Raw genomic sequence first — 8,279 nt, 5'->3', positions numbered from 1 at the left:
GAAGGAGAAGGCTTGACCACTAGGCGGGGTAGTCGGGAAATAGCGGCAGCAGTCGGTGCTGCAGCGTATCTACCAAACCTAAAATTTATAAATTAATAACTCTTCTTTGTAAGAGTAGTTAAATACTTCTTTAAATAAAAATCTCTTTTTTGATAATTATACTGAGTAATAAAGCGTGGATGTTCTAACGGAACTATTACGTTAAAAAAATTATATTTATTATTAATTTTGGTTAACGTTTGAAAATTCTGACTTGAACCAATACAAAAGCAAACAGAAGTATCAATTCCCAAACTAATCTGTGTGCGTAAGGAGTTAACGATAAATGGTTCCAATTGGTTTAGTATTTTTTTATTTTCATAATAATTACAATTAACTGCCCTTCCCTTTTCGTTAATTCTAATTAGACCTAAAGGACAAACAAAACTTGTGTAAAAATCCTGATAAAATGTTTTGGAGCCACCATATTTATTCATTACCTCATATAAAAAATCAGAAGAGGAACGGTTTATATAAAAATTGTCAATTTTAATACCTGTTTCTGAATAAAGATGGTCAGCATCTTCAAAAGGAATGCCGGTTACCGCTGTTCCTCTTCTAGCAGGAGAACTTCCTAATATTAAGCGTCGAGGAATATTATCGGCAAAAAATTTTTGATAAAAGATAGTAGTTACTTGCTGGATTAACTTCTTATTTTCTCCATTGTATGGATTAATCAGTTTAAAACCTGCTGGTAAATCAATAGTGATCTCCGCTAACTTTCTTTGAAAAGCTAACACTCTTTCACCAAAGGTTAAAAGATGCTTCATTTTAGTAATTCCTTCTCTAGTTGGTGTTCATCGGCCAGCTGAATTTACAGATTAAAAAATGATACTTTTCCATTGCCCTGTTAGGATACACAATAGGGGTGATAATTTCAGGATCAGAGAATTTTTAATTTCCAAACCGCGAGTACTAACGAACAACCCAAGTTGTAGCTAAACCAGCATTCTACAATATGGAGAAAATTATTTTTTTAAGCGTGCCCGCCAATAAAAAACATTTTGCTGATCCAAACGATCTTTACTCCAAACAAATTTACGATTTGGAATATGCTTATTTAACAAACGCTTGCCTTGGATATAGTCTGGCTCCAATACACGCTGCAAATTAGCATTAAAATTCTCATATAAGTACATTTGATATCTTCCAGCTATACCTAAAGTAGCTAGTAAAATTATTAAAAATAAAAAATTTTGGAGTTTAATACCAGTAAATGCAGTTTGAACACAATCTATCATAATAAGATACATAAAAACATAGGACATAAAGACTCCCCGCGAACTAACAGGTGCCGCAACGAACAACAAAGGACCAAAATATAATCCAGCACATAGATAATAAAATAATACTTGCTTTCGTTGTTTTGATAAATAGTGACAAATAAAATATCCAGTATAGCTGATCAAAAACAGACTTATAATCGCATCAATTTCTGCAAAGATCGGATTCAACAAATAATTATAATTATTGTCATTATGAACCCGTTTTAAATAAACACCTACTATTAAGTAATAAACCAAAAATAAATTATTCACAATAATAAATAATTTATCTAAAAAACTATATGGCCGTTTGCGACTAATAATAAATGTCATTGCCAACAAGAGCAAAAAAATCAAAATTGTATTTAAACTAATTAACCAAATATGATTAGCAATTACATAAATATGCCAAATTTTAAAAGGATTAAAAGTAGTTTCCCGATAAGGAATATGCATCCGATATCCTGGATGAGACATCATTATTACTAACGCCACTAAAGCACCGATTAAATAACTAAAATGGTATCCCCGTTTTCTTTTCGTAAAAAAGAATATAATAATAAGCCCCATAACTATTTGCGCCATAGCAATAACTTCTAAAAACAAACCTGCTGCTAAACCAATAATTAAAGTCAAAATAGCATAATATTTATGTAATGGTTTGTTTTCCCCGTCTTTGCAAATAACCAGATAAAGTAATACTAAGGCCATTGGTGGTACATAATTAATAAATCCGGCATTCCAAACTAAGACAGTATTTAATAAAGAATCATTTAGTGTAAAGACAAAAGCAACAGCTAAAATTAGAGCCCACCAAGTTTGATTTTCTAACTTCCACATGCACCAGCTCATTAATGTCCAAGATCCCGCAAATATTAAAAGGGCTAATTTTAGATGACGCATAGTAAATATTTCTAAAAAATTCCCTAAATATCGGCCATTAATACTGGCTCCATAAATTTTGACAGGACCAACAAAACCATGATGTAAAAGATAGTCTCCAGGTTGTCCCCACCAGAAGTAATCATCTCCTGAAGGTATTAGCAAATAGCGAAAAATTGCAAAATAACAAAAAACTAATCCAAATACTAAAAAATAGACCCAATTTTTTTGAAAGAATTTTATCAAAGAATATGTATAATTTCTCATAATAGTTCAATAATAATCCAATTTTATTAAATAAGCAAAGCAAAATTAGTGATTTGTATTTAAAGAAAGTAAGAATATATACAGTTAATACTTTATTAATTAATATTTCAAAAAAATTAAAAAAAAACAATTATTAACTATTAAAAATCACAAGTTAATAATTGCCTGATTTAATTTATTATCTCTTATTTGTTTGCTTTTTAATTATTCTAGTTATACTGAATGAATATAATAAACATAATATTAAATTTATTAAAATTAATAAAGAAATTATAAATGTTTAATAATCACTAGTAATTATAATGAAATAGTTTAATTTTTAATTTTGTAGCAACACTAAGCATATTAAAAATGGAGGCATAACCATGATTAGAAATTGTCAAATTACAGACAGCCCGCCATTCAAAGGCTCAATAAAAAAGAATTAGGCTATAACTATCCTCTTGATCAAACTACTAACAATTTAGCCAATATTTTAAATGATCCAAAACATCATTGGCTCTTGGTTTTTGTGGATGACAAGAGGCAGGACATCAAAGGATATCTTCATGCTGAACTTTATGAAACCACTTATTTTGCGCCTATGTTCAATATTCTCGCCTTAGCAGTAGATTCTTCCTCTCAAGGAAAAGGCATCGGCCACCAATTAATGCGGACAATTGAAAAAACAGCACAATCTTTAGGTATTAAAGAAATTCGTTTGAATTCCAGCACTTCCAGAGCAAATACTCATCAATTTTATGAAAACATTGATTATACAGTCATAAAATTCAGAAAAGATTTGGAAAAAAGTTAGATTAACTATACGAAAATACTTTTAAAAAATGTATAAATTTGTGTGTCTAATTGTTCTTTATAATTTTTGACTCATATAATTACCAAGGATATTGTAGCGGCTACTAGGTAAACGCTTTTTAAATTTCAGTCATCTTTTAAAGTTTTGCTACTGTAGTATTATTCAGCAATTACTAGTTAACCTGATAAATACTAAATAGAAAAAATTTTATTAAAACAAAAAATGCACCACAAAATTGTTATTTCAATTTTATGGTGCATTATACCTATTATTTAATCACCAAAAACAGCATGTAATATTTGCAATGATCTTTGGTAATAGTCAGTAACAACACTAAGGTAATCCTGACCTTTCATGGGAGTAAAAGGATTAGGACCAGCCGCTGTCATTTCCATAATCAATGGTCCTTGATAGTTAATTTCTTTTAAGGCTTTAAATTGTTGAGAGAAATTCGTATGTCCATCACCAATAGCCTGACGATTAGAGTCAGCAATATGATAAACTCCCAGCTGTCCAGCAGCCGAGATTAAAGCGGCAGCCGGATCATTTTCTTCAATATTCATATGATAAGCATCTAAAAGTAATTTTAAATTAGAATTAGCAACTGCTTGAATTAATTTTAAACCACTCGCGGCTGTTAAAACTTGATAATTTTCATAACGATTCAAGACCTCATATACGACTTCTAAATCTTTTTTAGATGCTTTACTAGTAACTTCCTGCACCGACTTGACTAATAAGTCCCAATGGACATCTAAATCATGATCCCAGCTGATTTTGCCTACTTGTCCATGAATACAAAATCGCGGAGCTCCGATTTTGGCAGTCCAATCAATTAAGTCTAAATAGTATTGAACTGCTGCTTGCCGTTTTTCTTCGTTGCAACTAGAGATATCAACATCTTGAGGAGTTATCGATAAAGGTTTTAAATTGTATTTTTTTAATTGCTGTTTTATTTGTAACGGATCTTGTTTTAAATCACCTTCAATTTCCACTCCGGTAACTCCTAGAGAAGCAGCAATTTCTAGTTTTTTATCTAAAGTAATATCCCCCAAAGTCCATGTGCAAAAACCATAATCTGTCATAAAATTTCCTTTCTAAATATTCAATAATTATTGTTTAATCGTGTCATAACAAATTGGCATCTAATTTAAATGATTAACATAATCCCAATGACAGCTACTGGAAAAATCAAAATACTTTCGGTTAAGATTCTCGTAGCAAAAGTAACATCCAGTTGTGCTTGTTCGGCCATCACCGGTAATAAAGTAAGCATCGGTGTAGCAGACTGGACGATTAAAGTTTTTACAAATAGTGGTTGCAAATGTACCCAGTTAAAAGCTTCTGCAACGACAATTACCAAAAACATTATCAAAGGGGAAATAATAAAGCGACCGATTTGTGCGCATAAATCTAACCAGGAGATTTTGAGATCACTTAACTTCGTATTTCCCAACTGCAAACCTAAAAAAATCAAGGATAACGGGGTCACCAAATTTGCCAAATAACCGAACGCAGTATTTAAAAAACCAGTAACATGAATCTGTAAAAAGAAAAACAATAATCCTATCAAAAAGCCCCACATCGGTGGTGTAAACAGATGAAGCAACTTTTGCCAACTTAAGGAAGTACTCGATTTGACCGTCTGGGGTCCATCATTATTAATAAGTTTGATTCCAATTCCCCAAGTGGCAATGGTATTAGCGACAAAGTAAGCCAAAAAATAAGGTAAACTTTTTGCCCCAAATAATGCTAAGTTTAAAGGTAAGCCCACAAAAAGTGTATTGGCATTAACAAAACCATTAACAAATAAACTGCGCCGTTGTTTTGGGATCCGGAAAAAGTAACTAAAGCTCATGGAAAGTAGAAAGCAAATCATAATAGCGATCATAATTAAAATGGTGCCCTGCACTAGGAGCCAAAAATTTTGTTTACTAATATATTTTTGAGTTGATAATAAAATCGAAAGCGGTAGAGCAACATTAACTACTAAATTAGAAATATCATTGGCAAAATTAGCACTGAAGATTTTAGTTTTAGCTAATCCCCAACCGATTACTATGATTGTTATAATTATGAATACACTATTAAGCGCAACGCCCAAAATATTTAACATTTTTTACCCCAATTAGTCAATTATCTGATAAAAATAAAATTTATATATTTTCTAGCAGCATTAATTAATGGATTAATATTAATTTAATTTTGCAATAACTCTTTATCAATATAGTCTTTAGCTTTCAAAGCGTACTCTAAAGGATTGGCTTTCTCGGGGTCTTGTTCAGCTTCAATAATGATCCAACCTTTATACTGATGATTAGTTAAGGCCTTAAAAACAGGCTTAAAATCAAGATCTCCATCTCCGGGAACAGTAAACATTCCGTTTAAGAAGGACTGCTGAAAAGTTAACCCTTGGTCGCGATTTTCTTTTTCTTTGGCTTTTCTAACATCTTTAAAGTGAACATGAACAACCCGATCCAGATGATCATTTAAAAGACTCATATAATCGCCATCTGATACTGCAATATGGCCAGTATCGTATAGTAGTCCCACTAATTTAGGATCAGTGTTAGCCATAAGGCGATCAGTTTCCGCTTTTGTTTGAACTACAGTTCCCAAATGATGGTGATAAGCAACTTTAACATCATATTTAGCCGCAATTTCACCATAATGGTTAAGGCCTTGACACAATTGATCCCATTCTTTGTCTGTCATAGTGGCTTTATCAGTAAAAATATTTTTTGTATCAGATTGTTGAATACTATAAGTTTGTTCTGAAACAACCGCAATATGTGCATGCACAGCTTGTAAGAATTGGCAATGTTTTTCAAAAGCAGCGCTAGCTTTTTCAATGCCATCCCGTAAAATAAAACTGCTAAACCATTGTGCTGCCACCTCTAAATGGCGGAGTCCTAACTCATAATTTAATTTATCAGGTTCAGGGAAAAAGCCGCCCACTTCAGTTCCCTGAAAACCAGCTACTACAATATCGCTTAATAATTGTTGTAAGTTGTTATCTTTACCAATTGAAGGAATGTCATCATTTCGCCAGCCAATTGGCGCGATCCCCCACTTAATATCTTTATTTACATCATAGGCCATTATTTTTCTCCTTTCTTAACCCTAAATGTCTTTTACCTTTACGGGTTTTTTCGTAAGTGCAGATTCTTTGGCTGCTTGGGCTAATCGAATGGCCTTAATACCATCCGCAAAAGTACATTCAACCTCATGTTTGCCGCGAACTGCATCTAAGAAAGATTCAATTTCTTTGCGATAAGCTTCTAGATAACGCTCTAAAAAGAAAAACATGGGTTTATCAGATTCTACGGATTGAGCGCCTGAGTAAGTAGTAGTTGTATCCGTAACATTATCGGCTTGAGCCATACCTTGTGAGCCAAAAAGTTCAATTCTTTGATCATAGCCGTAAACAGCCTTGCGACTATTGTCAATTGAACCTAACATTCCGTTTTTAAATACCAAAGTAGTTAAAACGGTATCTAAATCACCGGCTTTGCCGATTTGCGGATCTACCATAACTCCGCCAGCTACATAAACTGAATCTACTTCTTGACCAGTAATGTAGCGTGCCATATCAAAGTCATGAATAGTCATATCCATAAAAATCCCACCAGAATGGTTAATATAGTCTAAAGAAGGAGGCTCAGGATCACGTGAAGTAATCTTTAAGATTTGCTCATCACCGAGCTCACCATTTTCACGACGTTCTACAATACGCCGAAAATTCTTATCAAAACGACGGTTAAATCCTGTGGCAAATTTAACTCCGGTTTCTTGAACTGTGTGATAAGCTTGCATAATTTGATCATCATCAAAACCTACAGGTTTTTCACAAAATATATCTTTTCCCGCTTGTGCCGCTTCCATTGTAATTTTTGGATGCAGATCTGTCGGAACACAAATCAGAACTGCTTGAACATCAGGATCTTTTAAAGCTTCGTGATAATCGGTTACAATTTTTTCAACATCGGGATACAAATCTGCCCAGCTTTGATCAGCCACCACGTCACAAATATATTTAATTTTAACGTTAACCATGCTGCTTAAATTTTGATAATGAACCTTACCAATCCTATTCATTCCAATAATAGCAATAGTGACAGTTTCTGTATTTTTTGACATAATTTTTCTCCTTTAATATATAAATTAATTATTAAATATTCTGCTGTACAAGTTCAATACTGCGAGAAATTTCTTCTTGGACACGTTCTTCATCATATTGTTTTAAATCATTAGAAAACGGTTCAAAGGCGTATAATCCTTGATATCCAGCAGCTTCAATATTATGAGCTATCTGAACCGAATCCATAATATCATGCTCATCTAACATATAACGATCTTGATCATCCAATTTTTCGCGTTCTTTACGATCTAAAACTGAACTTAAATGTACCAAGCCAATATAAGAGACATCCACCTTATTATGAAAATCGGTTTCAGTAACGTTAGCCAGATAATAATGAAAAGTATCAGCTACTAACTTAAAATTATCCACTCCAGCTTTGTCAATTACGGCTTGACCTTCCCACGGAAATCTCAAAGTTCCATCAAGAAAACCCAATGGTTCAATTAAACCGCTCACATTATATTGTTTTAATAACTGCGAATAGTCTTGCACATTAGCTACTGCTTCATCTTGTCTTTGTTGTGCCGAGCGTTGATCATCTTGAGAACGGACCGGACAAAAAACAATATTACGTAAATTTAGATTTTTAGTCATTTCCAGCATCTGCTTGAGACTCTGCAAATTAGTATCAATCATTTCCCGACTATCCATATTACCGACAGCATTAATAGTTTCTACAGTCACATTATTATCATCTAATAATTGTTTTACCTCAGTATCGGGTAAATGATCCAGAATAGTAGTATTATCAGGAGCACCATATAAATCATTACGTAGTTCAATATTTTTAATTCCTAAATTGGCTACTAAAGGAATGGTTTTATCTAAAGTAATAGCAGGAGCAGCTTTTCTATTTAAACAAAATCTACTAATATCTATCATTTAT

The 8,279-nt window shown here is 32.7% G+C and carries 8 protein-coding genes; 1 reads left to right on the top strand and 7 read right to left on the bottom strand.

The genetic code is table 11. From position 1 onward, the window contains the following. Window positions 1-92: 92 nt before the first annotated feature. Both JG29_RS04280 and JG29_RS04275 read right to left on the bottom strand, forming a co-directional pair. Window positions 93-809 (bottom strand): uracil-DNA glycosylase family protein, encoded by a 717-nt coding sequence (locus JG29_RS04280; protein ID WP_045922657.1) that lies wholly within the window; start codon window positions 807-809, stop codon window positions 93-95. A gap of 198 nt (window positions 810-1,007) precedes the next feature. After that, a complete protein-coding gene (locus tag JG29_RS04275) occupies window positions 1,008-2,453 on the bottom strand; it encodes a DUF6056 family protein (RefSeq protein ID WP_156961613.1) in 1,446 nt (481 codons plus the stop codon). A gap of 376 nt (window positions 2,454-2,829) precedes the next feature. Here JG29_RS04275 and JG29_RS04270 point away from each other — a divergent pair, with 376 nt between their 5' ends. Beyond that, the gene (locus tag JG29_RS04270) at window positions 2,830-3,249 is read left to right on the top strand and encodes a GNAT family N-acetyltransferase (protein WP_045922655.1); all 420 of its coding nucleotides are present in this window, start codon (window positions 2,830-2,832) and stop codon (window positions 3,247-3,249) included. A 272-nt stretch (window positions 3,250-3,521) separates the two neighbouring features. On the opposite strand, the gene JG29_RS04265 is transcribed toward JG29_RS04270, so the two are convergent. From JG29_RS04265 to JG29_RS04245, 5 genes are all read right to left on the bottom strand, one after another. Beyond that, on the bottom strand, window positions 3,522-4,334 hold the full coding sequence (locus tag JG29_RS04265; protein WP_045922654.1) for a sugar phosphate isomerase/epimerase family protein: 813 nt from the start codon (window positions 4,332-4,334) through the stop codon (window positions 3,522-3,524). Window positions 4,335-4,399: 65 nt separating this feature from the next. Next, window positions 4,400-5,365, bottom strand: a complete 966-nt coding sequence (locus tag JG29_RS04260) for an AEC family transporter (RefSeq protein ID WP_045922653.1) — start codon at window positions 5,363-5,365, stop codon at window positions 4,400-4,402. 83 nt (window positions 5,366-5,448) lie between these two features. After that, window positions 5,449-6,351 carry a myo-inosose-2 dehydratase gene (iolE, locus tag JG29_RS04255; RefSeq protein WP_045922652.1) on the bottom strand — a complete coding sequence of 301 codons (903 nt, stop codon included), beginning with the start codon at window positions 6,349-6,351 and terminating at the stop codon, window positions 5,449-5,451. Between the two features lie 21 nt (window positions 6,352-6,372). Then, window positions 6,373-7,389, bottom strand: coding sequence for an inositol 2-dehydrogenase (gene iolG, locus JG29_RS04250; protein WP_045922651.1), 1,017 nt, complete (start codon window positions 7,387-7,389; stop codon window positions 6,373-6,375). Window positions 7,390-7,420: 31 nt separating this feature from the next. After that, complete coding sequence (locus JG29_RS04245) at window positions 7,421-8,275, bottom strand: sugar phosphate isomerase/epimerase family protein (protein WP_045922650.1); 855 nt, start codon at window positions 8,273-8,275, stop codon at window positions 7,421-7,423. Between the last annotated feature and the right edge of the window lie 4 nt (window positions 8,276-8,279).

Origin of the sequence: Bombilactobacillus mellis, from assembly GCF_000967245.1 — a bacterium.
Classification (GTDB): Bacteria; Bacillota; Bacilli; order Lactobacillales; family Lactobacillaceae; genus Bombilactobacillus; species Bombilactobacillus mellis.
This window is presented reverse-complemented; position numbering and strand designations above follow the sequence as displayed.

Coding starts and splice junctions, on each gene's coding strand:
- JG29_RS04245 (WP_045922650.1), bottom strand. CDS start 8,275: ATGATAGATATTAGTAGATTTTGTTTAAATAGAAAAGCTGCTCCTGCT.
- JG29_RS04275 (WP_156961613.1), bottom strand. CDS start 2,453: ATGAGAAATTATACATATTCTTTGATAAAATTCTTTCAAAAAAATTGG.
- iolG (WP_045922651.1), bottom strand. CDS start 7,389: ATGTCAAAAAATACAGAAACTGTCACTATTGCTATTATTGGAATGAAT.
- JG29_RS04265 (WP_045922654.1), bottom strand. CDS start 4,334: ATGACAGATTATGGTTTTTGCACATGGACTTTGGGGGATATTACTTTA.
- JG29_RS04280 (WP_045922657.1), bottom strand. CDS start 809: ATGAAGCATCTTTTAACCTTTGGTGAAAGAGTGTTAGCTTTTCAAAGA.
- JG29_RS04260 (WP_045922653.1), bottom strand. CDS start 5,365: ATGTTAAATATTTTGGGCGTTGCGCTTAATAGTGTATTCATAATTATA.
- iolE (WP_045922652.1), bottom strand. CDS start 6,351: ATGGCCTATGATGTAAATAAAGATATTAAGTGGGGGATCGCGCCAATT.